Source organism: Micromonospora sp. LOL_023 (genome assembly GCF_048060115.1).
Lineage (GTDB): Bacteria > Actinomycetota > Actinomycetes > Mycobacteriales > Micromonosporaceae > Micromonospora_E.
This window is the reverse complement of sequence record NZ_JBHMIM010000013.1, coordinates 1-20451: the sequence shown is the minus strand read 5'-3', so window position 1 is coordinate 20451 and position 20451 is coordinate 1. Positions and strand designations below refer to the sequence as shown.

Genomic DNA, 20451 nt, shown 5'->3' with positions numbered 1-20451 from the left:
AAACGCCAGGCGGACCGGCACCCGCGACGACGGATCCGCCCGGTGGACATGAGGCAGATTGTCGCCGGTCGCCCACGCGGCCGGCACCGAAACCTGATACCCCAGGAGGGTATGCCCGTGACTACCGCGACCAAGGTTGCGATCAAGCCGCTCGAGGACCGGATCCTGGTCCAGGCGAATGAGGCTGAGACCACCACGGCGTCGGGCATCGTGATCCCCGACACCGCCAAGGAGAAGCCGCAGGAGGGCACCGTCCTCGCTGTCGGCCCCGGACGCGTCGACGACAAGGGCAACCGGATTCCGGTTGACGTCAACGTCGGCGACACGGTCCTCTACTCGAAGTACGGCGGCACCGAGGTGAAGTACGCCGGCGAGGAGTACCTGGTGCTCTCCGCCCGCGACGTCCTCGCCGTCATCGAGAAGTGACCTACTGCCAGTGCTGAACGCCCCGGAGCCCCTGACGGGGCCCGGGGCGTCGCCCGTCGGGCCGGCCTTGGCAGCCGCCGGCCGGCCGACGGTTAGTGTGTGTTGAAGGGAATGTCATGGCGAAGATCCTGAGTTTCTCGGATGCCGCCCGACACCACTTGGAGCACGGCGTAAACACTCTCGCGGATACGGTCAAGGTCACCCTCGGCCCGCGCGGACGTAACGTCGTGCTGGACAAGAAGTTCGGCGCTCCGACGATCACCAACGATGGCGTGACCATCGCCAAGGAGATCGAGCTCACCAACCCGTACGAGAACCTTGGCGCGCAGCTGGTCAAGGAGGTGGCGACGAAGACCAACGACGTCGCCGGCGACGGGACCACCACCGCTACCGTGCTCGCCCAGGCGATGGTCCGCGAGGGCCTGCGCAACGTGACCGCCGGGGCCAACCCGGCCGGGCTCAAGCGCGGCATCGACGCGGCGGCGCAGAAGATCTCCGAGGCGCTGCTGGCCAGGGCCACCGAGGTCGCCAGCAAGGAGTCCATCGCCCAGGTCGCGACGATCTCGGCACAGGACGCCACCATCGGCGACCTGATCGCCGAGGCGATGGAGCGGGTCGGCCGCGACGGTGTGATCACCGTCGAGGAAGGCTCCACCCTCGCCACCGAGCTGGAGGTCACCGAGGGCCTGCAGTTCGACAAGGGCTTCATCTCCCCGCACTTCGTCACCGACGCCGAAGCGCAGGAAGTGGTCCTCGAGGACGCGTACATCCTCATCACCACCCAGAAGATCTCCTCGATCGAGGAGCTGCTGCCGCTGCTGGAGAAGGTCGTCCAGGCGAGCAAGCCGCTGCTGATCGTCGCCGAGGACGTCGAGGGCCAGGCGCTGTCCACCCTGGTGGTCAACGCCATCCGCAAGACCGTGAAGATCTGCGCGGTCAAGGCACCCGGCTTCGGCGACCGCCGCAAGGCGATGCTGCAGGACATGGCGGTCCTCACCGGCGCCGAACTGATCGCCCCGGAACTCGGCTACAAGCTCGACACGGTCGGGCTGGAGTCGCTGGGCAGCGCCCGCCGGATCGTCGTCGACAAGGACACCACCACCGTCGTCGAGGGTGGCGGACGCGACACCGAGGTCTCCGACCGGGTCATTCAGATCCGCAAGGAGATCGAGGCGTCCGACTCCGAGTGGGACCGGGAGAAGCTCGCCGAGCGGCTGGCCAAGCTCTCCGGTGGCATCGCGGTGATCAAGGCCGGGGCCGCCACCGAGGTCGAGATGAAGGAGCGCAAGCACCGCATCGAGGACGCGATCGCCGCGACCAAGGCCGCGGTCGAGGAAGGCATCGTCCCCGGTGGCGGCGCCGCGCTCAGCCAGATCGCCACCGTGCTCGACGACGACCTCGGCTTCACCGGCGAGGAGAAGATCGGCGTGGCGGTCGTGCGCAAGGCGTTGCACGAGCCGCTGCGGTGGATCGCCCAGAACGCCGGCGTCGACGGGTACGTCGTGGTCGGCAAGGTCCGTGAAGCCGACTGGGGTCACGGACTGAACGCCGCCACCGGCGAGTACGGCGACCTGGCCGCTGCCGGGATCGTCGACCCGGTGAAGGTGACCCGCAACGCGGTCACCAACGCCGCGTCGATCGCCGGCCTGCTGCTCACCACGGAGAGCCTCGTGGTGGAGAAGCCGGAGAAGGCGGAGGCCGCCGCTGGCGGTCACGGCCACGACCACGGTCACCAGCACGGTCCCGGGTTCTGACCCGAGTCACACCTGAATCCGCGTGATCAGGGCAGGGGCGGTCGACCGCCGCCGGGCCCCGATCACGCGGATTCTGCGTATCGTCGTGCCGCCCGGACCTGCGTATCCTTCGAACCGATGACGCGAGACGACGCAACGCGAGAAGACGCGACCCCGGCTGGCGCGGGGCCCGACGACACGGCGCGGACGGTGAGCCAGCTCCCGGGGTGGCTCGCCGCGCTCGCCGGGGTTGCCGCCGCCGCTGTCGCCCTCGGGCTCGCCGAGCTGGTCGCGGTCTTCACCGGCGCCCGTACGGCACCACTGGTCGCGGTCGGCGGGGTCGTGGTGGACACCGTGCCGGAACCGCTCAAACAGTTCGCCATCGACGTGTTCGGGGTGCACGACAAGACCGCGCTGCTGATCGGCACCGCCGTACTGCTGGCCGGCTTCGCGGCCGGCATCGGCGTGCTGGCCGTCCGCTGGCCGGCCGCCGGTGTCCTCGGCGTCGCCTGCTTCGGCCTGATCGGCGTCGCGGCCGCGATGACCAGGCCGGACGTGGGCCCGTTTGCCGCGTTGCCGGCGCTGATCGGCGCACTCGCCGCCGCGGTCGTGCTCTGGTCGTTGGTCACCGGCCCGCTGCGGCCTGCCCGATCCACCGCGTCGCCGGTCGTGCCCGGTGCCGGCGCGGCCGACCGCCGCCGGTTCCTGGCCACCGTCGGGGTCAGCGTCGGAGCCGCCGCGCTGGCCGGTGCCGGTGGCCGTTGGCTGGCCCAGCGCCGAGGCGTGGCCACCGCCCGGACCGCGGTGACGCTGCCCGCCCCGGTCGACACGGCGCCACCCGTACCGTCGGGTGTGGACCCACCGGCGACCGGGCTGAGTCGCTATGTCACCGCCAACCGGGACTTCTACCGGATCGACACCGCGCTGGTCGTGCCACAGGTCGACCCGGTCGACTGGCAGCTGCGGATCCACGGCAGGGTGACGAACGAGGTCACCATCAGCTACGCCGGCCTGCTCGGGATGGACCTGGTCGAGCGGTACGTCACGCTGTCCTGCGTTTCGAACGAGGTCGGCGGGGATTTGATCGGCAACGCCCGCTGGCTCGGCGTTCCGGTGCGGGACCTGTTGCTCGAAGCCGGCCCGCTGCCCGGTGCCGACCAGGTTGTCAGCCGGTCGGTCGACGGTTGGACCTGCGGTACGCCGACCGAGGCGCTGCTCGACGGGCGCGACGCGCTGCTCGCGATCGGCATGAACGGCGAGCCGCTGCCGGTGGAGCACGGCTTCCCGGTCCGGATGGTGGTGCCCGGCCTCTACGGCTACGTCTCCGCCTGCAAGTGGATCACCGAGCTGGAACTCACCAGCTTCGCCGACTTCGACGCTTACTGGGTGCCGCGTGGCTGGTCGGCGCAGGGGCCGATCAAGACCCAGTCGCGGATCGACACGCCCCGGCGCGGCGGCGAGTTGACCGCCGGCCAGGTGACGGTGGCCGGAGTGGCATGGGCCCCGCACCGGGGGATCAGCGCCGTCGAGGTACGGGTTGACGAGGGTCCGTGGCAGTCAGCGACCCTGGCCCCGGTCGTGTCGGTCGACACCTGGGTGCAGTGGGTCTGGCAGTGGCCGGCCACTGCCGGCGAGCACCTGCTGCAGGTACGGGCCACCGACGGCGACGGCGTGACCCAGCCGCAGGAGCGGCAGCCGGTCGCCCCGGACGGGGCGACCGGCTGGCATTCCGTCCAGGTGACCGTGGCGTAGGCCACGGGGTGGTCGATCGGCCTGCCGGGTCAGGCCGCGGCCTCGTCGTGGCGCTGGGCCGGGATGGTCGACTTGTGCGGCCGACCCAGGCGGGCCTCCAGCCGCTGCACGTCGACCCGGTGCCGGCGTCGGTCGGCGAGGTCCTCCCAGCCAACCGCGAGCAGCCGCAGCCGCTCCGATTCGCTGAACCCGCCCCACACTCCGTACGGCTCGCGTACCGCGAGGGCATGCGCCGCACACTCGGCGCGGACCGGACAGGTCCGGCAGACCGCCTTGGCACCGGACTCCCGGCGGGTGCGTGACGAGCCGCGTTCGCCGTCGGGGTGGAAGAACTGCGCGCTGTCGCGGCCCCGGCAGGCGCCGAGTATCTGCCACTCCCACAGGTCGACGATAGGTCCGGGCAGTCGGCGTACATCCGACATCGGCACCCCTCCTTCCACGCGGCAACCGTGGACAGCTCGTAGTCGGACCGCACGGCCGGCCGCGCAAGCGCATCGGTCCTTCGTGTCACTCGAGTACCCGCCAACCTCGCGGCTCAATCACCTCGTGGTGATGGCAGGTCGGCGAGCGGACAGCCGTACTGACTTTTCATCTTTTTTCGTGGCAAAGCGTGTGAGTGAGTGCGCCTCGCATGATCTCCTGCTGACGGGAGAGGGGAGACAGCGTGCGTAAGGTGCTCGTTTGTGTACGGACGGTTGCGGCAGCTCAGAACGTCACCGCTGCGGCGGCCCGGCTCGGTCTCTCCGGCGCCGTCCGAACCGCAGTCTCTGAACCTGAGGTGATGCTGCGGCTGTCCGAACGGTCGGCGGAGATCGTGCTCGCCGACACGGCGTTGGCGCGGCCGGACAGTGCCAGTTTCACCCGTCGGGTGTTGGCCCGCTCACCCGGCAGTGTGATCGTGCTGTTTGGCGGCGAGGACCCGCAGGTGGCGTCCGCCGCGATGGCCGCCGGTGCCCGTGGCCTGATCAGAAACGCCGACGATCTGGTGAGCGTGGTCGCCAAGACGTTGCTGCTGCTGGCCGCGCCCGGCCGGCACGTGCCAGCCCTGCTGACCGAACAGTCGACGACCGCACCGGTCGCGGCGGTCGCCGCGACGACCCTGTCGGAGGTCGCCACGGTCGGCGCGGCCAGCAAGCACCGTCCGGCGACCGCCGCCGGGGGAGCCGATCCCGCCGCCGATCCGACCACCGGGGCGGATTGCGCCAACGGCAGCGACCCGACCAACGGGTCGACGGTGGTGCCGAACCAGCGCGACGACGCCGCCGCACCGACGAACCCGGCCAGCGGTCCGGCCCAGCCGGCCACCACCGCGACGGTTCCGGTCCGACCGGCGGATCCGGCGCGGCTGGCGGACCCGACCAGAAAGACCGACCCGTCCGCCAACCCGGTCACCTCGCTGCGCCGCGTCGGCCTCACCGAGCGCGAGCTTCAGGTGCTGCGCGGCATGTCGGAAGGCAAGAGCAACGGCGAGATCGGCCGGGAACTGTTCGTCTCCGAGGACACCGTCAAGACGCACGCCCGCCGGCTGTTCCGCAAACTCGGTGCGCGTGACCGGGCGCACGCCGTTGCCACCGGCTTCCGCAGCGGACTGGTCGCCTGAGCGTGACCGGCCGCGCCGGCCGGCTCAGTGCTGCTGCTCCGGACCGTCGCCGTCGTTGTCGTCGTCGTCCGACTCGTCGTGCAGCGTGTCGTGCACGCCGTCGGCGTAGCCCCGGGCGTACTCCCAGGTGACGTAGTGATCCGGGTCGGGATTGAAGGCCGGCTCGTGCACCCGCGGCCGACCCGAGTTGAGCAGATGCCGCAGGTTGCCGCGCAGCAGATCCCAGTCGAAGTAGTGCGGCTCCCGACAGTCCTCGCACTCGATCACCAGACCCCGGATCCCGACTGCCCCCAGCAGCGTCTGGTAGACCTCCAGGTCGGCCAGGTCCTCCAACACGTCCTGCCGTTCGGCAGGGGTCAGCGAGTCCGGCTCTCCGTCGTCGGTGAGATCCTCCAGCCCGGCCGCCGGGTCGGCGGGATCGCCGCTGAACGGATCGATCGGCTCCTCGTGCACCCCTCCACCGTAGTCCCATCCGTACCAGCCGCGCCTGCCCCACCCGGTGCGTCAGCCTGCGCAGGTGGGCGCGGCGCGGTCAGCGGCTGGGCCGGTAGGTACGATGAACCATCGCACCCTACGACGGGGCGAGCCGGTCAACCGCCGTCAGCGCTGGGCCGCCACTGATCCGGCACGCGGACCCCAGCCACCATCTGTCACCCAGGCGCACCCGTCCGACCAGCTCAGGGGAACAATCCGTGGAGAAATCGCCAGCCGAGCAGACCGTCGTCGACAGCACCGCCAACGGCGGTGACGCGCCCGCCTCCGCCACGTTCGGCGGCCAGGTACCCGAGATGCCCACCGGCTCGGCCCGAGCCGTGCCGCTCGGACTCACCTTCGACGACGTGCTGTTGCAGCCCGCCGAGTCGGACGTCATCCCGAGCCGGGTCAACACCGTGACGTCGATGACCCGCAACGTGCGGCTGTCCGTGCCGCTGCTGTCCAGTGCGATGGACACGGTCACCGAGGCGCGGATGGCGATCGCGATGGCCCGCCAGGGTGGGATCGGCGTACTGCACCGCAACCTCTCCGCCGATGATCAGGCTCTGCAGGTCGACCTGGTGAAACGCTCCGAGGCCGGCATGATCACCAACCCGGTGACCTGCGGCCCGGACGACACGCTGCAGCACGTCGACGCGCTCTGCGGGCGGTTCCGGATCTCCGGCGTCCCGGTCGTCGACGCGCAGGGCACCCTGGTCGGTATCGTCACCAACCGGGACATGCGATTTGAAACCGACCAGAACCGGCCGGTACGCGACCTGATGACCCCGATGCCGCTGATCACCGCCCCGGTCGGGGTGGCCAAGGCCGACGCCCTGGCGCTGTTGCGTCACCACAAGGTGGAGAAGCTGCCACTGGTCGACGCCGCCGGCCGGCTGCGCGGGCTGATCACCGTCAAGGATTTCACCAAGAGCGAGCAGTACCCCGACGCGACCAAGGACGACGCCGGCCGGCTGCGGGTGGCCGCCGCCATCGGCGTCGGCGACGATGCGTACAAGCGGGCCCGCGCCCTGGTCGACGCCGGGGTCGACGTTCTGATCGTCGACACCGCCCACGGCCACCAACGGGCCGTGCTGGACATGGTCCGCGCCCTGAAGAAGGACACCCCCACCGTCGACGTCGTCGGCGGCAACGTCGCCACCTTCGCCGGCGCCCGCGCGTTGGTCGAGGCCGGCGCGGACGCCGTCAAGGTCGGTGTCGGCCCAGGCGCGATCTGCACCACCCGGGTGGTCGCCGGGGTCGGCGTGCCGCAGATCACCGCGATCATGGAGGCGGTCCGGGCCTGCCGGCCGACCGGGGTGCCGGTCATCGCCGACGGCGGCATCCAGTACTCCGGCGACATCGCCAAGGCGCTGGTCGCCGGCGCCCACACGGTGATGCTCGGCAGCCTGCTGGCCGGCTGCGAGGAGAGCCCCGGCGAGCTGATCTTCATCAACGGCAAGCAGTTCAAGTCCTACCGGGGGATGGGCTCGCTGGGCGCGATGCAGTCACGCGGCCAGGCCCGCTCCTACTCCAAGGACCGCTACTTCCAGCAGGACGTGCTCAACGACGAGAAGCTCGTCCCGGAGGGCGTCGAGGGCCAGGTGCCGTACCGTGGGCCGCTGGCCACCGTCGTGCACCAGCTGATCGGCGGGGTCCGGCTGGCCATGGGGTACGTCGGTGCCGAAGGCATCGACGACCTGCACGAGCGCGGCCAGCTGATCCGGATCACCGCGGCGGGTCTGAAGGAGAGCCACCCGCACGACATCCAGATGACCGTCGAGGCCCCCAACTACCACACCCGCTGACCTTCACCGTCGACCAGCCGGTGGCGGCCGAGCCGCCGGTGGGTCGACCTGTCCATAACGGAGACACCCATGCGTGACGTGGTCGAGATCGGGCTGGGCAAGACCGCGCAGCGCGGCTACCACCTCGATGACATCGCCATCGTGCCGAGCCGGCGCACCCGGGACGTCGACGACGTCTCCACCGCCTGGCAGCTCGACGCGTACCAGTTCAAGATCCCGTGCGTGGCGCACCCCTCCGACGCGACGATGAGCCCGGCGACCGCCGCCCAGCTCAGCGGGCTCGGTGGGCTCGGCGTGCTCAACGTCGAAGGGCTGTGGACCCGCTACGAGGACCCGAGCAAGATGCTCGGCGAGCTGGCCTCGTTGGACGACGACGCACCGGCCACCAAGCAGCTGCAGGAGGCGTACGCCGAACCGATCCGGCCCGAGCTGATCGCCGAACGGGTCCGGCAGATGCGGGCCGGCGGCGGCACGGTCGCGGTCCGGGTGTCGCCGCAGCACACCCTGGCGTTGGCCCCGGTGATCCTCGACGCGGGCGTCGACATCCTGGTCATCCAGGGCACCCTGGTCTCGGCGGAGCACGTCTCCACCATCGACGAGCCGCTGAACCTCAAGGAGTTCATCGCCGACCTGGACCTGCCGGTCGTGGTGGGCGGCTGCACCGACTACAAGACGGCGCTGCACCTGATGCGCACCGGCGCGGCCGGCGTGATCGTCGGAATCGGTGCCGACGAGTGGTCGACCACCGACGCGGTGCTCGGCATCCGGGTGCCGATGGCGACGGCGATCGCCGACGCGGCCGCCGCCCGCCGCGACTACCTGGACGAGACGGGCGGCCGGTACGTGCACCTGATCGCCGACGGTGACCTGCAGACCTCCGGTGACATCGCCAAGGCGTTGGGTTGCGGAGCCGACGCGGTGATGCTCGGCGAGCCGCTGTCGCTGTGCGCCGAGGCACCCGCGTCCGGCGCGTGGTGGCACTCGGTGGCCAGCCACCCGAAGCTGCCACGTGGCGCCTTCGGGGTGGCCGGCGAGCCGTTGGGCGACATGGAACAGTTGCTGTTCGGCCCGGCCGACTCCCCGGACGGACAGCAGAACCTCTTCGGCGGGCTGCGCCGGGCGATGGCCAAATGCGGCTACCGCGACCTGAAGGAGTTCCAGCGGGTCGGGCTGGTCCTGGACCGGTGAACCGCCGTACGGTGCCGGTGGTCGCCGCGTCGTTGGCGGCGGTGCTGGCCGTGGGTACCGGCTGCGGCGTACTGCCGGTGCTGCTCGACGGCGCGGACCGGTCGGCGTCGGGAGACTTCCAACCCGGCGCGGCCGGCATCGGTGACCCCTACTTTCCGACGTACGGCAACGGCGGGTACGACGTGGCCGGCTACGAGTTGGCGCTGCGTTACGACCCGGCGGCGCAGCGACTCGACGGCACCGCCACGATCACCGCGACCGCGACGATGGACCTGTCCCGGTTCAACCTCGACCTGGCCGGGCTGGACGTCGCGGCGGTCAGCGTCGACGGCGCGCCAGCCGAGCACGACCGCGACGACGACGAACTGGTCGTCACCCCGGCGGCCGGGCTGCCCGACGGATCGCAGTTCACCGTGCTCGTCGAGTACGGCGGCCGGCCCGAGCCGCTGGCCAGCCGGGACTTCGGCGAGGGCGGCTTCCACATCACCGACGACGGGGCGATCGCGCTCGGCCAGCCCGAGTCGGCCAGCACCTGGTTCCCGGTCAACGACCATCCGTCGGACAAGGCGACCTTCGACCTCGCGATCACCGTCCCGGACGGGCTGGCGGCGTTGAGCGTCGGCGTACCGGGGGAGACGTCCAGCGCCGACGGCTGGACCACCTGGACCTGGTCGGAGGGCACCCCGATGGCCAGCTATCTGACCACCCTGGTGATCGGCGACTACCGGGTCGAGACCAGCACCCACGCCGGCCGACCGATGGTGATCGCCATCGACGCCGATCTGCCCGAGAGCGGTCCGGCCGAGCAGGCGATGGCCCGCACCGGGGAGATCGCCGACTACCTGGAGACGGTGTTCGGCCCGTACCCGGTCGACGCGTACGGCGGGATCGTGGTCCGCGACGACCGGATCCGCTACGCCCTGGAGACCCAGTCGCGACCGGTGTACGGCGACGTGTTCTTCGACCGTGGCCCGGAGACCTGGGTGGTCGCGCACGAGTTGGGCCACCAGTGGTTCGGCAACAGCGTGTCGCTGCGGCAGTGGCGGGACATGTGGCTCAACGAGGGCTTCGCGACGTACGCCGAATGGTTGTGGTCCGAACACGACGGCGCGGCCACCGCCGACGAGATGTTCGACCGGGAGTACGCCCGGACCGACTGGGCGTTGCCGGCCGGTGATCCGGGTCCGGCGGGGATCTTCAGCCAGGCGGTCTACAAACGCGGTGGGTTGACGGTGCACGCGCTGCGACGCACCGTCGGCGACGACGCGTTCTTCCGGCTGCTGCGTACCTGGGCTGCGGAGTACCGGGGCGGCAACGTCGGCACCGACCAGTTCGTCACGGTCGCCGAGCGGGTCACCGGCCAGCCGCTGCGGGAGTTCTTCGACAGGTGGCTGTACGGCGACACCGCCCCCGCCAAACCCTGACCCTGATGGGGTAGCCGGTCGGCCCGGCGATGGGCACGACGAAGGGCCCGGCGCGGAGCCGGGCCCTTCGCGTACCGGTCGATGGCAGCGGTGATTGAGGTGGCGGGTCAGTCCGGGTCGGGTTCCTGCATGAGCCGCGCCGGCGGCAGATGCCCGTTCGGGTCGGACGGGCGCGGCCCCTCCGGTCCGTCCGGGCCGACCCGGACGAAGGTCTCGATCCGGGTCACCCGGCAGGGGACACCGCGTACCTCGAACTCGTTGGTGCGCGGGGGCTTGTGCTTCGCGCGAGCGCGCTGGTACGCGGCCACGTATTCCTCCATCGGCGTGTTCTCGTCCGGCTGTGAGCCCACCGAGAAGGACTCCGCGTCCCGGACGTCCTGCGGCGTCGCGTACGTGATCGACGACCGGGGACGCCAACTGCCGTCGATGCATGCGCCGATGGTGTAGCCGACCGGGAGCAGCACCACGTTGGGGTGGGTGGTCAACGCCCGGCGGGAGTCGGCGCGCATGTCCGCGGGGACGGCGTCCGGCGGGTAGGAGGCCGAGATCATCTCCATCCGGACGAGCCCGTCGGTGAGCCCGGTGCTGGCGGTCGGGTCGATGATGAATCCGTCGAGATGCGACGTGGACCGATCCGTCGTGCCCGGAGCGTGCGGGTCCGGGTCAGTCGGGCGGGGCGGCTCCGGTCCGTCCGGGCCCATTCGGATGAACGTCTGCGCCCGGATGATGCGGTAGCGGAAGCCGTTGACCGTCGGTTCGTTGATCGGCTCCCAGTCGAGCAGCTCGTAGATTCTTTCGTACTCCGCCCGGGCAGCCGCGTTCTCGGCGGTCGGCGGCGTCTCGCTGTGCAGTTTGCGGAAGTGGGAGGCGAGGCTGTCGCGGGCATCCTGCAGTGTGTCGGCGTTGAGCCGCACGATCCGCCACCGGCCGTCCACTTCTTGGGCGGAGCCGAAGACCGGGGCTCCCCACATGGTGGTCGGATAGGCGGCCCAGCGGTTCCGGGCGTCGTCCTCGGAGACCACCGATACGGGATGGTCTCCCTGCTCGATTTTGATCAGCAGGTGATCAGGCACCTGGTCAGCGTCAAAGGCCATGTGCGCATTGTGTTCCTTCGATCGCGCAAACGCAGCCCCCGCCACCTCCACAGTTGTTCCACAAATTTCCTCAGCTCTCCACAAAACTCCACTGGCCGCCCACTGGAGCCGGACTGCTTGGCCTGTCGGCCCTTGGGCTGTCTATCCGGGGTGTGGTAGCCAGGCTGCGGCGAGGCGGATCGTGGTGGGCCGGCCGGGCCAACGGCGACGGCGGCGGCTGGGTCGACGACCGCGACCTGCCAGCCTCCGCCCTGCGGCAGGTCCGAGCGGGCACCATTGCGCCGGTGGTCGACCACGGTGACGTCGAGCGCGAGGCCGACGACGAGGCGGGCAAGGTCGTCCAGGCTCGGCCCGGCCCAGTCGTTGGCGCGGACCAGCAGCCGGGCAGCATGGTGGGTGGCGACGACTTCGGCCAGGTAGGTGCCGACCGGGTCACCGTTCGGGTCGGCGAGGTGCACGACGCCGTCGCGCAAATGCTGCTCGACGACGGTTTCGCCGTCGAGGTCGGTCAGATCAACCGGCTGTACGCCGAACTCGGCGGCCAGCAGGCCGACCCGGTAGTGCTCGGGCAGCCGCCACACGGTCGGGCCGCGCAGGCCGGTGACGGTGAGCACCGCGCCGCGCCGCACCTGGCGGGTGCCGTAACAGTCCACGCAGTACGGCGGATCGTTGGCGTCGCGGCAGCGGACGCGGGGGCGGGCGGCTCCCAGCCGCGCCGGAACGCCCCCACCGTGTCACCTGGTCGCAGGCTGGTGTGCCACCACTGCCGGCTCCGCCAGATCGCCTGCGCACCGCAGCGCGGCTCGGTGTCAGCCGCAATCCGGCGTTCGAGCTGGTCTACGTCGTGCCCGCCGAGGTAGCCGGCCAGGCCGACCGTCGCCGGGCGCGGCGTGAGCGCATCATCGGTGAGGAAGTACGCCGGGACGTCCGGGCCGGCACTGTCCAGCCCGGATGCGGCCCGCTCGGCGGTGACAGTGGCGATCGCGGCGGGCAGGTCGGCACCGGCTGCGGCTGCGGCCGGTCGGGCTTCGATGACCAGGTCGACGTGCAGTTGGTCGGCGAGCATGCAGAGTCGACCGAGCAGCCGGCGTGAACCCGCCCGGTACGAGGCTGGTCGAGGCGATCTGCCCGGTGTCGAGGTTGCCGACAGTGAGCACGATCTGGGCACGCCGCCGCCCACTGCCGGTGCCGACGACATGGGCACCGGCCGGCGTGCCGGTCATGCCGGCATCATCCCGGCTTTTTGCCGGACGCGTCCGGCAAAAACGCAATACGCACCGGAGGGAGGGCTCCACAGTGGCCGTCGATGGGGACGATGCCGGCGCGGCCGTGGCCCGTCAGCGCCTGGCGCTGATGCTGCAGAACCTGCGCAAACAGGCGCGGAACGAGGACGGGACACCGATCACGATCGAGCAGGCAGCCCAGCACATGGAGCGAGCCCGTCCCACCGCTCACCGGATCATCAACGGTCTGCCTGGCGTCCGGGTCAAGGACCACGACGTCAAGTCTCTGGCCGAGTGTTCGGGGCGGACGATGAGACCGCCGCAACGATGTTGGCACTGGCAGCAGCAACCAGGGTCAAGGGCTGGTTCTCACGGTTCCGCGACGTGCTCCCGCCCGGCTTCGACATGTACATCGGCCTGGAGGCCGCCGCTCGTGCGGTCTGGGCTTACGAGGGCGAACGCGTCCACGGACTCCTACAGACCGAGGAGTACGCGCGGGAGATCCTCCGGATCTCGGCCTCCGACGGCCCGAAAGCCGCAGATGCCGAGTTCGAACGCCGCGTCGCTGTCAGGATGCGCCGACAAGAGATCTTGACAAGATCAGACAATCCCGTCACCTTCACCGTCGTGCTCGGCGAGGCCGTGCTGCACCGCACCATCGGTGGACCAGCCGTGATGGCCCGCCAACTGCAGCAGATCAATGAGCGGGGTGCCCTGCCGAACGTCTCCGTCCGGGTCGTGCCGTTCAGCGTCGGCGCGCACTACGGCATCAACACGGGACCGTTCGCAGTCATAACGTTCCCGGAGCAAGGCGGGCCGGTAACGGCCTACATGGACAACTTCACCGGCCACCTTCTGACCCACAAGCCATCCGATATCGGCCGATTCGAGGCTGCAGCGGCAGCCATCGACCGCTGCGCCCTGAACGAGCCTGCATCCAGGAACCTGATCAACCAGAGAGCCAAGGAGCTATCCAGTGCCCAGCCGTCATGACGAGCTCTTCCCAGAGGTTCTGGCCACAGCGCAGTACCGCAAGTCAACCCGATCAGACAGCACAGGCTCATGCGTCGAGGTCGCCACCAACGTCCCCGCCACAGTCCTCGTACGCGACAGCAAGGACCCGGCCGGTCCGGCCCTCAGCTTCGCCCCCCACGGCTGGGCCGCCTTCGTCACCACCCTCAAGACCCACAGCCACCCCTGATCACCGTCGGCATGAGCACCACCAGTCAACCGGCGTCAGGATGCCTCGGGAGCGGTCGTACAGCCGGGTCGCGGCCTATGGTCAGTCCAAGCTGGCCAATTTGATGTTCACGTACGAGCTGCAGCGCCGGCTCGCCACGCAGGGGACCACCGTCGCGGTGGCCGCGCACCCCGGCCTGTCCAGCACCGAGCTCGCCCGCAACACTCCTGCGGCCCTGCGGCTTCCGTTCACCTGGCTTGCGCCGCTGATCACCCAGACGTCGGCGATGGGCGCGCTGCCGACCCTGCGCGCCACCACCGACCCCGCCGTGCTCGGCGGCCAGTACTACGGTCCCGGCGGACGGTACGAGGTCATGGGTCACCCCCGGCTCGTCACCTCCAGCCCGGAGTCGTACGAGGCAGCCGCGCAGCAGCGGCTGTGGACCGTCTCCGAAGAGCTCACCGGGGTGAAGTACCCCATCGTTCAGGCCAATCAGAACTCGTTTTTCTCCGGACCGGCTACCACGATCTAGCCCCACGACTGACGGAGACCGACGACATCTGACCTTCGGCTGCCTGACTGAGACGATGCCGATGTCGTGAGCCGGGCAAATCCTGTGGAGCTTGCCCGGCGGGTCCGGCACGATCCGGTGCGTGAGTGTTCCGTACCGTCAGATCCGGGCCAGGTTCGACGACCAGGCTGTCACCGTCTACCTGGCGTACTCGCCGGAGATCGCTGCCCCGGCGGTGGCGGCCGGTCGGTTCGTGGCGCCCTTCAAGCGTGGGCGGATGACCTGGATCAAGCCGTCGTTCCTGTGGATGATGTATCGCAGTGGCTGGGCGGCCAAGCCCGGTCAGGAGCGGGTGCTGGCCGTCGAGATTCTGCGTAGTGGGTTCGAGGCGGCGCTTGCTCAGGCCTGCCTGAGTCACTACGACCGCGACCTGTATCCGGACCGGGCTGCCTGGGCGCGGCTGGTGAAGGCCAGCCAGGTCAGGGTCCAGTGGGATCCGGAGCGGTCGCCGCGCCTCGGCCCGCTGCCGTACCGGTCGTTGCAGGTCGGATTGTCTGGCCAGGTCGTCGACCGGTACGTCGACGACTGGATCGTCGGGATCAGCGACGTGACTGCCCAGGCGCTGGCGATCCGAGACCGCCTTGCCGCCGTTGGCGGTCCCGTCCCGCCCGACCTGTTGCCCGCTGAGCTGCCCTACCCGCTACCCGCCGCGATCGGAGCGACCATCGGCATCACTGACCAGGCGTTGAGCAGCGGCGACGACGAGGCGCGGTGAGGTGATCGGGTCGGGGCGCGAACCGGATGTATCAAGCAGTTGACACAAGTGGTGATCGTGATTCACCCTTCTTGTACCGCATGCTTGATACAACAGGGGAGCGTTCATGACCGTACTGCCGATCCTGGCGCTGTTGTTCGGCCTGATTGCTTGCGGTGTGACCATTGCCTTGCTGGTGCGGCGGGCCCCGCGCCAACCGCCTGGCGCGGTGGGTGAGATCCCGAGAGCGGTCGCCCGGCGGACCGCCGGGCTGCGATGGGCGGGCGTGACGATCGGCGTGACTGTCGCCGTCATCGCCGCCGGATCGGGCGATCTCGGCAGAGGGCAGTTGCTGGCAGCGCCGCTGTTCGGGCTCTGCGCACTCATCGGCGTACTCGCCGGGGAGTTGACGGTGTGGTCACCGCGCGGGCCGACACGGACCGCAACCGTCGAAGTCCGCCGCGTCCGCGACTACCTGCCACGCCACCTCAGCCGGGTGGTCGCGGTGGCCGTCGGAGTGCTCCTCATCCTGGTCACCGCCACGACGGCAGCTGGCGGCCCCGACGACATGGGACGCCCCGGGCACTCGCTCACCCGGCAGTGCACCTTCGACATGAGCGAGAGCCGGGGCCCGTGGCCAGGCTCGTTCTACACCGCCGGGCTGGTGGCTGTCGTGCTGGTCGGCCTGCTGGTGGCGTACCTCGCCGTGCGCGCCATCGTCCGACGACCGCGATCCGGCAGTATCGGCGACGTGGCAGTCGACGACGCGTTGCGCAGGCGCGCGGCCTACGTCGTCACCGGTGCGGTCGGCGTCCTCGTCGCCATCCCGCTCGTCGGGGTCAGCCTGACGGCAGCCAACGGACTGCTCGGCATCTCCTGCGCACCACTGTGGTGGACGGTCATCGGGTGGGGCCTGCTTGTGCTGGCTCCGGCGGCGTTCGCCATGGTCGGTTGGTGCGCAGCAGCGGTACTTCTGCCGACGGACCGAGCCGAACCCTTGGCGCGGGCGCGGTGACCGACCGTCCGGCGTTGACGGTGGTCACCGACGACCCCACGCCGCCCTACGAGCAACTGCGCCGCCAACTCGTCGAGCTGATCAGGTACGGCGTGCTGGCCCCCGGCGATCGGCTCCCGCCCGTACGCCAGCTCGCCAGCGACCTGGGGCTGGCCGCCGGCACGGTCGCCCGGACGTACCGGGAACTCGAGATGGTCGGGATCGTGACCTCCCGGCGCGGCGGCGGCACCCGCGTCGCGGCCGTGCAGCCACTTGGGTCCGACCCGGTTCAGGCGCTACACGAGCGCGCCGCGGCGTTCGTCCGCGAGGCGCGTCTGCTCGGTGCCGACGAGGCGCAGATCGTGTCCGCGGTCACTCAGGCGCTGGCGGCGTCGAACGGCTGACGGTGGTCGGGCTGCGTCAGGTGGCGTTCCACTGTCCGTGATGGATGACCGTGGCGGCGTCGCGACGGCGTGCGGTGACGGTCGGGGCCTGCGGCGGCAGGTCGTCGGCGCGGTAGCCGATGCAGATGCCGCCGATCGGCGAGTACTCGTCGGGGATGGCGAACTCGGCCTTGAACGCGGCCGTGTGCGCCGGGAGGTCGACCGCTGGATCGAAGTCCTCGCCAGCGACCGGCATGATGCCGAAGAAGCAGGCGCCCAGGCCCTCGTCGACGGCGGTGAGCAGCATCATCAGCGCGGCCATGCCGGTGTCGATGTGCCAGTAGGGTGCCGGCCAGCGGGCTTCGGACCGGTCGGCCCAACCCTTGTCGGCTTCGGCGTACCGGGCGAGGTAGGCGGCCTTGTGCGCGAGCGGCACGACCACGAGCGGCGCGTGCTGCATGGTCGGGGTCTGCGTGACGCGGGTGGGGACGTACGGCCAGAATCTGGCCCGGTCCTGCGGTTTGGTGAGGGCGAGGAAGGCCCAGCCCTGGGAGAAGCCGGCCGAGGGTGCGCGTAGCGCGCTGGCCAGGATCCTGTCGACGACATCGGGGCTGAGTGGCCGGTCGGCGTAGTGCCGCACCATCCGCCGCCGGCGGATCACCTCTGCGTACTCCATGCCACCGATCCTGCCACGAACTGGTCCAGCCCGATCTTGGTCACCCTGGATCATGGTTGTGTCGCTGGTTGTGTATAGATTCTACCGTGGTGACATGCGGTGGAATCTATTGGTCGTTGGCCTCGTGGCAGTCGGCCTCGTGCTCGCGACATGTGTTGCTGTTCTGATTCTCCAGCGCAGACGTCTCCGTCCACAAACGACTGAAGAGAAGGCGGTCGCTGCGCGGGCGGCCATGCGCGCAATACGCCAAAGTTCGCCGCGCCCTCACCGCGATACCTTCAGTCGGGGCCGAGGAGTCCCCGACCGGCACTCGGCGGCGATCGCGGAGAACGCCGCCTATGGCGATGCCGCAAACTTCGACTCCGGCGGTGGTGGCGGTGGTGGCGGATCAGATTGACACCACCGTGATCGGCACCGCAGATGGCTGCATCGCTACGGTGTCGAAGCCTGGAGCATCCCGGCGATTGGCACCTGCGGGTGCGACGGGTGATCGCCGATGGCCGGTTCGCCGCCGGCGACGGGTCAGTCGTACCCGGCCTGCTGCCAGCTGAGCGGCCCTACCCGCTACCCGCCGCGGTCGGGGCGATCATCGGCGCCACCACGGCGTAGACCGGTGTCCACGGCCGCCCGCGCTTACCGCTCGGTGAGGTCGGTTCGTTCGTCGTACAACGCCGAGAGCCGCCTTCGTAGCGGGTAGCACATGTGCCACGGTGGGAACACGCGTGAGGTCGGGCTGCGGGAGATGCGGCAGAACGCCAGCGACCTGGTGCGCCGGGTGCAGGGGGCGAACGCGTGACGATCACCGTGGCGGGCCGACCGGCGGCCGTGCTCGGCCCGGTTAGCCCTCGAACCAGGCGCGAGTGGGACGACCTCGTCGGCGTCTTCGACCAACCCGCCGACCCCGGACGGGCAGATCATCGGAACCTCCTCGACGACACCGTTGTCGATCCGTGGGCTGATCGGTGAGCCGAGGCATCCTCGACACCAGCGTCCTCATCGCGACCGATGTGACCCCGATCCCCGGGGAACTGGCCACGCAGCCGTGTACACCCGCAACGCCGACGACCTCGCTGGACTCGAAGACCTCATCACGATCCACCCGATCTGACGTGTCGGCGGTCGCCCGGGGTGCTACGGCCGTGGGCGGATGCGCCGGATGGGGAAGACCGGCGGGCATGGCTGACCTGGGTGATGCGAGACCGCGCCACAGCGCTACCTTCGGGGCACTCGCGAAGACCTGATCTGGAAGCTGGACGGGCTGAGCGAACGCGAAGCCAGACTGCTGAACGGAGCCCCGGTGCCCTCCGCGGCAGGCGATCAGGGCGTCGCTGCTCGCGGCGTTCCCGGCGGCCTGGCCTTCTGCGGGTGGATCGTTTCGTGCCGGGCCAGCATGGCGACAACCTCGCGGATCTTCCGCTCGCGGGTCTGCGCCCGTTTGACGCTGTTCACCCGGAATATGAGGGCGAAGCGGTTGGTGCTGGTGAGCACGTCGAACATGGCCTGGGCGTAGGGGTCGGCGGCGATCGCGGCGAGCAGATCGGCCGGCACCTCGGCTTCCGAGGGCGGCGCGTAGGCGGCGGCCCACCGGCCGTCCGACTTCGCCGCGTCCACCACGGCGCGGCCGGACGGCGTCATCAGCCCTTGCGCCTCCAGCCGGGCCACGTGGGCGACGTTGCGCTGTGACCAGGAACTGCGGGGCCGGCGGGGGGTGTACCGGATCCAGGAGGTCTGCTCGTCCCGTTTGCGGGCCTGCCCGTCGATCCAGCCGAAGCACAGCGCCTCGTCGACCGCCTGCTGCCAGGTCAACGTGGTTACGGTGCCGCCCTTGCGGGTCAGGGCGAGCCAGACCCCGGGTGACGTGGCATGGTTGGCCGACAACCATTCACGCAACGCCTCGGCGTCCGCGACGATCAACTCGTCCAGTTCGGCGCTTCCCATGGCGGCAGGCTAACCGCTGCGTCCGGGCCGCGGTCTGCGGCCGTCGACCGGCGCGACCCGGCTCGGCCAGCCCGATCCGGCGTGGTCGCGTCGCCCGGTCAGGATTGGCGTAACGGCCGGTGACAAGGTGCGTTACTGGGCGGTGATGATGGCGGGATGCGGTACGACGTGGTCGTCATCGGGTCCGGGTTCGGCGGCAGTGTCGCCGCGCTGCGGCTCGCCGAGAAGGGCTACTCGGTGCTGGTCCTGGAGGCTGGCCGACGCTTCGCCGACCACGAGACGGGTTGTTCCACCTGGTCCGGCTCGGCGAATCGGCGTTCGGCGGCGACATCCCGACGCAGGTGCACCAGCCGGCGATCGGCCGGCGGATGCTCGACCACTGGGACAACGTCGACGTGCACCCGGTGATGGGGCAGGTGGAGCGCGGCTACTCCGGCGGGTCGATCTTCTGGCGGGACGGCGCGATCACCGACGACCTCGACCGGGTCCGGGCGTACGCCCGGTTGCTCGCCGCCAACGGTGTCAACGCGATCACCATCAACAACGTCAACGTGGGGCGTACCGAGGCGCGGCTACTCACCGACCGGCTCGCCGACGTCGCCACGTTCGCCGACATCTTCCGCCCGTACGGCATCCGGTTGCACCTGTCGGTGACGTTCGCCGCGCCGATGGTGCTCGGCGGGTTGGACACCGCCGACCCACTCGACGCGGCGGTACGCGACTGGTGGGCGGCCACCACCGTCCAGGTCTACGCGAAGGTGCCCGACTTCGGCGGGTACGTGGTGAAGGCCGACTCGGAGGGCCAACCGGGCCCGTTCGCGTACGGGCGCAGTCACGCCGACGGCGCCAACCTGCTCGCCGACGCCCTCGCCCCGCACGGCGGGGTGGTGCACTGGCGGGCGTTCGTCTACGACCACCGGCAGGACTGGCGGGACCGCACCACCGACCGGGCGCGGGCCGCGTACGACCATTTCGCCCCGCTCGACGGCCAGTTCCGGGACAACGCGATCGTGCAGGTCAAGTACGGTCCGGTCGACTTCCAGACCCGCGAGCCGGTGTCCCCGGTGATCGGTGCGATGCCGGCCACCCGACTCGCCGTCGAGCTGCAGGTGGCCCAGGAGTACACCGGACAGCAGCGGCACGTCTGCTACCTGGCTCCGCTGTGGAGTGAGGTGCTCGGCTTCCGGTTCGACGGTGACAGCCTGGAAGCCGACGGCGACGCCGACGGTGACCTGGGTTCGTCGGTCGCCGCGGTCGCCGCCCGCGGCGGCACCCTGGCCGCGGTGTCGAACG

At 70.3% G+C, this 20451-nt stretch carries 22 protein-coding genes and 2 pseudogenes; 17 read left to right on the top strand and 7 right to left on the bottom strand.

The annotated features are described in order from the left end of the window. Window positions 1-111: 111 nt before the first annotated feature. The 3 genes from groES to ACFHVL_RS09295 all read left to right on the top strand — a co-directional run bounded on the left by groES (window position 112) and on the right by ACFHVL_RS09295 (window position 3911). A complete protein-coding gene (gene groES, locus ACFHVL_RS09305) occupies window positions 112-426 on the top strand; it encodes a co-chaperone GroES (protein WP_326551395.1) in 315 nt (104 codons plus the stop codon). Between the two features lie 116 nt (window positions 427-542). Beyond that, window positions 543-2180, top strand: coding sequence for a chaperonin GroEL (gene groL / locus ACFHVL_RS09300; RefSeq protein ID WP_416627005.1), 1638 nt, complete (start codon window positions 543-545; stop codon window positions 2178-2180). Between the two features lie 117 nt (window positions 2181-2297). Beyond that, a complete protein-coding gene (locus ACFHVL_RS09295; protein WP_416627004.1) occupies window positions 2298-3911 on the top strand; it encodes a molybdopterin-dependent oxidoreductase in 1614 nt (537 codons plus the stop codon). Between the two features lie 29 nt (window positions 3912-3940). On the opposite strand, the gene ACFHVL_RS09290 is transcribed toward ACFHVL_RS09295, so the two are convergent. Continuing rightward, window positions 3941-4333 (bottom strand): WhiB family transcriptional regulator, encoded by a 393-nt coding sequence (locus ACFHVL_RS09290; RefSeq protein WP_416627003.1) that lies wholly within the window; start codon window positions 4331-4333, stop codon window positions 3941-3943. Between the two features lie 242 nt (window positions 4334-4575). Here ACFHVL_RS09290 and ACFHVL_RS09285 point away from each other — a divergent pair, with 242 nt between their 5' ends. Continuing rightward, window positions 4576-5511: a response regulator transcription factor gene (locus tag ACFHVL_RS09285; protein ID WP_416627002.1), complete on the top strand. Its 936-nt coding sequence runs from the start codon at window positions 4576-4578 to the stop codon at window positions 5509-5511. A gap of 24 nt (window positions 5512-5535) precedes the next feature. Here ACFHVL_RS09285 and ACFHVL_RS09280 read toward each other — a convergent pair whose 3' ends face one another. Further along, a complete protein-coding gene (locus tag ACFHVL_RS09280; protein ID WP_416627001.1) occupies window positions 5536-5964 on the bottom strand; it encodes a DUF5319 domain-containing protein in 429 nt (142 codons plus the stop codon). A gap of 239 nt (window positions 5965-6203) precedes the next feature. Here ACFHVL_RS09280 and guaB point away from each other — a divergent pair, with 239 nt between their 5' ends. The 3 genes from guaB to ACFHVL_RS09265 all read left to right on the top strand — a co-directional run bounded on the left by guaB (window position 6204) and on the right by ACFHVL_RS09265 (window position 10405). Further along, a complete protein-coding gene (gene guaB / locus ACFHVL_RS09275; protein ID WP_416626999.1) occupies window positions 6204-7793 on the top strand; it encodes an IMP dehydrogenase in 1590 nt (529 codons plus the stop codon). Window positions 7794-7862: 69 nt separating this feature from the next. Beyond that, window positions 7863-8981 (top strand): GuaB3 family IMP dehydrogenase-related protein, encoded by a 1119-nt coding sequence (locus ACFHVL_RS09270; protein ID WP_416626997.1) that lies wholly within the window; start codon window positions 7863-7865, stop codon window positions 8979-8981. Further along, window positions 8924-10405 (top strand): M1 family metallopeptidase, encoded by a 1482-nt coding sequence (locus tag ACFHVL_RS09265; RefSeq protein WP_416626995.1) that lies wholly within the window; start codon window positions 8924-8926, stop codon window positions 10403-10405. The genes ACFHVL_RS09270 and ACFHVL_RS09265 overlap by 58 nt, the downstream gene beginning before the upstream one ends. Window positions 10406-10512: 107 nt before the next feature. On the opposite strand, the gene ACFHVL_RS09260 is transcribed toward ACFHVL_RS09265, so the two are convergent. After that, the gene (locus ACFHVL_RS09260; RefSeq protein WP_416626993.1) at window positions 10513-11499 is read right to left on the bottom strand and encodes a DUF5954 family protein; all 987 of its coding nucleotides are present in this window, start codon (window positions 11497-11499) and stop codon (window positions 10513-10515) included. Beyond that, window positions 11460-12152, bottom strand: coding sequence for a hypothetical protein (locus ACFHVL_RS09255; protein ID WP_416626991.1), 693 nt, complete (start codon window positions 12150-12152; stop codon window positions 11460-11462). The genes ACFHVL_RS09260 and ACFHVL_RS09255 overlap by 40 nt, the downstream gene beginning before the upstream one ends. A 101-nt stretch (window positions 12153-12253) precedes the next feature. On the opposite strand from ACFHVL_RS09255, the gene ACFHVL_RS09250 reads away from it, so the two are divergent. Next, window positions 12254-12592 (top strand): hypothetical protein, encoded by a 339-nt coding sequence (locus ACFHVL_RS09250; RefSeq protein WP_416626989.1) that lies wholly within the window; start codon window positions 12254-12256, stop codon window positions 12590-12592. 137 nt (window positions 12593-12729) lie between these two features. On the opposite strand, the gene ACFHVL_RS09245 is transcribed toward ACFHVL_RS09250, so the two are convergent. Further along, on the bottom strand, window positions 12730-12996 hold the full coding sequence (locus tag ACFHVL_RS09245) for a hypothetical protein (RefSeq protein WP_416626987.1): 267 nt from the start codon (window positions 12994-12996) through the stop codon (window positions 12730-12732). Window positions 12997-13049: 53 nt separating this feature from the next. Here ACFHVL_RS09245 and ACFHVL_RS09240 point away from each other — a divergent pair, with 53 nt between their 5' ends. The 6 genes from ACFHVL_RS09240 (at window position 13050) to ACFHVL_RS09215 (ending at window position 16565) form a co-directional block, all read left to right on the top strand. Beyond that, complete coding sequence (locus ACFHVL_RS09240) at window positions 13050-13715, top strand: DUF5753 domain-containing protein (RefSeq protein ID WP_416626986.1); 666 nt, start codon at window positions 13050-13052, stop codon at window positions 13713-13715. After that, window positions 13699-13923 carry a DUF397 domain-containing protein gene (locus ACFHVL_RS09235; RefSeq protein WP_416626984.1) on the top strand — a complete coding sequence of 75 codons (225 nt, stop codon included), beginning with the start codon at window positions 13699-13701 and terminating at the stop codon, window positions 13921-13923. The genes ACFHVL_RS09240 and ACFHVL_RS09235 overlap by 17 nt, the downstream gene beginning before the upstream one ends. Before the next feature lie 100 nt (window positions 13924-14023). Further along, the gene (locus ACFHVL_RS09230) at window positions 14024-14434 is read left to right on the top strand and encodes a hypothetical protein (RefSeq protein ID WP_416626982.1); all 411 of its coding nucleotides are present in this window, start codon (window positions 14024-14026) and stop codon (window positions 14432-14434) included. A 121-nt stretch (window positions 14435-14555) separates the two neighbouring features. Continuing rightward, window positions 14556-15188, top strand: a complete 633-nt coding sequence (locus tag ACFHVL_RS09225; RefSeq protein WP_416626980.1) for a DUF4291 domain-containing protein — start codon at window positions 14556-14558, stop codon at window positions 15186-15188. A 106-nt stretch (window positions 15189-15294) separates the two neighbouring features. Then, entirely contained in the window at window positions 15295-16182 is an 888-nt protein-coding gene (locus ACFHVL_RS09220) for a hypothetical protein (RefSeq protein WP_416626979.1), read from the top strand. Beyond that, window positions 16179-16565, top strand: a complete 387-nt coding sequence (locus tag ACFHVL_RS09215) for a GntR family transcriptional regulator (RefSeq protein WP_416626978.1) — start codon at window positions 16179-16181, stop codon at window positions 16563-16565. The genes ACFHVL_RS09220 and ACFHVL_RS09215 overlap by 4 nt, the downstream gene beginning before the upstream one ends. Before the next feature lie 16 nt (window positions 16566-16581). Here the strand turns inward: ACFHVL_RS09215 and ACFHVL_RS09210 are convergent, their stop codons facing one another. Then, a complete protein-coding gene (locus ACFHVL_RS09210; RefSeq protein WP_416626976.1) occupies window positions 16582-17220 on the bottom strand; it encodes a nitroreductase family protein in 639 nt (212 codons plus the stop codon). A gap of 486 nt (window positions 17221-17706) precedes the next feature. Here ACFHVL_RS09210 and ACFHVL_RS09205 point away from each other — a divergent pair, with 486 nt between their 5' ends. Then, window positions 17707-17829 (top strand): hypothetical protein, encoded by a 123-nt coding sequence (locus ACFHVL_RS09205; RefSeq protein WP_416626975.1) that lies wholly within the window; start codon window positions 17707-17709, stop codon window positions 17827-17829. Window positions 17830-18537: 708 nt separating this feature from the next. On the opposite strand, the gene ACFHVL_RS09200 is transcribed toward ACFHVL_RS09205, so the two are convergent. Further along, the gene (locus tag ACFHVL_RS09200; RefSeq protein ID WP_416626973.1) at window positions 18538-19158 is read right to left on the bottom strand and encodes a YdeI/OmpD-associated family protein; all 621 of its coding nucleotides are present in this window, start codon (window positions 19156-19158) and stop codon (window positions 18538-18540) included. A gap of 156 nt (window positions 19159-19314) precedes the next feature. Here ACFHVL_RS09200 and ACFHVL_RS09195 point away from each other — a divergent pair. After that, window positions 19315-19455: pseudogene (locus ACFHVL_RS09195) on the top strand (FAD-dependent oxidoreductase); the annotation flags it as partial. A 71-nt stretch (window positions 19456-19526) separates the two neighbouring features. Next, window positions 19527-20451: pseudogene (locus ACFHVL_RS09190) on the top strand (alpha-glucuronidase); the annotation flags it as partial.

Bases quoted from the DNA above. Each gene is read 5' to 3' on its own strand.
- groES (WP_326551395.1), top strand. From the start codon at position 112: ATGCCCGTGACTACCGCGACCAAGGTTGCGATCAAGCCGCTCGAGGAC.
- groL (WP_416627005.1), top strand. From the start codon at position 543: ATGGCGAAGATCCTGAGTTTCTCGGATGCCGCCCGACACCACTTGGAG.
- ACFHVL_RS09295 (WP_416627004.1), top strand. From the start codon at position 2,298: ATGACGCGAGACGACGCAACGCGAGAAGACGCGACCCCGGCTGGCGCG.
- ACFHVL_RS09290 (WP_416627003.1), bottom strand. From the start codon at position 4,333: ATGTCGGATGTACGCCGACTGCCCGGACCTATCGTCGACCTGTGGGAG.
- ACFHVL_RS09270 (WP_416626997.1), top strand. From the start codon at position 7,863: ATGCGTGACGTGGTCGAGATCGGGCTGGGCAAGACCGCGCAGCGCGGC.
- ACFHVL_RS09265 (WP_416626995.1), top strand. From the start codon at position 8,924: ATGCGGCTACCGCGACCTGAAGGAGTTCCAGCGGGTCGGGCTGGTCCT.
- ACFHVL_RS09260 (WP_416626993.1), bottom strand. From the start codon at position 11,499: ATGGCCTTTGACGCTGACCAGGTGCCTGATCACCTGCTGATCAAAATC.
- ACFHVL_RS09240 (WP_416626986.1), top strand. From the start codon at position 13,050: ATGTTGGCACTGGCAGCAGCAACCAGGGTCAAGGGCTGGTTCTCACGG.
- ACFHVL_RS09220 (WP_416626979.1), top strand. From the start codon at position 15,295: ATGACCGTACTGCCGATCCTGGCGCTGTTGTTCGGCCTGATTGCTTGC.
- ACFHVL_RS09210 (WP_416626976.1), bottom strand. From the start codon at position 17,220: ATGGAGTACGCAGAGGTGATCCGCCGGCGGCGGATGGTGCGGCACTAC.
- ACFHVL_RS09200 (WP_416626973.1), bottom strand. From the start codon at position 19,158: ATGGGAAGCGCCGAACTGGACGAGTTGATCGTCGCGGACGCCGAGGCG.